A 1,445-nucleotide genomic window follows, 5' to 3' on the forward strand; every position below is an offset into this window, starting at 1 on the left:
GACCACGTGATTGATGGTGGTCACGCGCATGCGACTGAGTCCTCCCTGCACGCGGAGGACAAGGGTTACCACAAGAACCTCAAGCCGCGGCAGATCCAGATGATCGCCATTGGTGGTGCGATCGGTACCGGCCTGTTCCTGGGTGCCGGCGGCCGCCTGAACGCCGCGGGCCCGTCCCTGGTCATCGCGTACGCGGTGTGCGGGTTCTTCGCGTTCCTGATCCTGCGGGCCCTGGGCGAACTGGTCCTGCACCGGCCCTCCTCGGGCTCGTTCGTCTCCTACGCCCGTGAATTCTTCGGTGAGAAAGCCGCGTTCGTCTCCGGCTGGTTCTACTGGATCAACTGGGCCACCACCACCATCGTGGACATCACCGCCGCGGCCCTCTACATGCACTTCTTCGGCAACTACATCCCCTGGATGGCCGACGTCCCGCAGTGGGCCTGGGCACTGACCGCCCTCGTCGTGGTCCTGGCCCTGAACCTGGTCTCCGTGAAAGTCTTCGGCGAAATGGAATTCTGGTTCGCCCTGATCAAGGTCGCCGCCCTCGTCGCGTTCCTGATCATCGGCACCTACTTCGTCATCTTCGGCACCCCCGTCTCCGGCCAGCCGGTCGGCATCAGCCTGCTCTCGGACAACGGCGGGATCTTCCCCAACGGCCTGCTGCCCATGATCATCCTCATGCAGGGCGTCCTGTTCGCCTACGCCTCGATCGAACTGGTCGGCACCGCCGCGGGCGAAACCGAAAACCCCGAAAAAATCATGCCCAAGGCCATCAACTCCGTGGTCTTCCGCATCGCCGTGTTCTACGTCGGCTCCGTGATCCTCCTGGCCCTGCTGCTGCCCTTCACCTCCTACCAAAAAGGCGTCAGCCCCTTCGTGACGTTCTTCGGCTCCATCGGCGTCCAGGGCGTGGACGTCATCATGAACCTCGTCGTCCTCACCGCAGCCCTGTCCTCCCTGAACGCCGGACTCTACTCCACCGGCCGGATCCTGCGCTCGATGTCCGTCAACGGCTCCGCCCCCAAATTCGCCTCCCGCATGAACAAAGCAGGCGTCCCCTACGGCGGCATCGCCATCACCGCCGTCGTCTCCCTCCTCGGCGTCCCGCTGAACTACCTCGTCCCCGCCGACGCCTTCGAAATCGTCCTCAACATCGCCTCCGTCGGCATCATCATGACCTGGGCCACCATCGTGCTCTGCCAGATCCAACTCAAACGCTGGGCCGACAAAGGCTGGGTCGAACGCCCCTCCTTCCGCATGTTCGGCGCCCCCTACACCGGCTACCTCTCCCTGCTCTTCCTCATCGGCGTCCTCATCATGGTCTTCATCGACTCACCCCTGACCATGCTCGTCACCGCCATCGCCTCCATCCTCATGGTCATCGGCTGGTACGCCTGCCGCCACCGCATCCGCGAAATCGCCGAAACCCGCGAAGGCTTCACCGG

At 63.9% G+C, this 1,445-nt stretch carries 1 protein-coding gene; it reads left to right on the forward strand.

Annotated elements, in window-relative coordinates:
* Nucleotides 1-6 precede the first annotated feature (6 nt).
* A partial coding sequence (locus tag VXJ37_RS20995; protein ID WP_331324927.1) for an amino acid permease occupies nt 7-1,445 on the forward strand: 1,439 nt, incomplete at its 3' end.

The organism is Pseudarthrobacter phenanthrenivorans (genome assembly GCF_036455295.1).
Lineage (GTDB): Bacteria > Actinomycetota > Actinomycetes > Actinomycetales > Micrococcaceae > Arthrobacter > Arthrobacter phenanthrenivorans_C.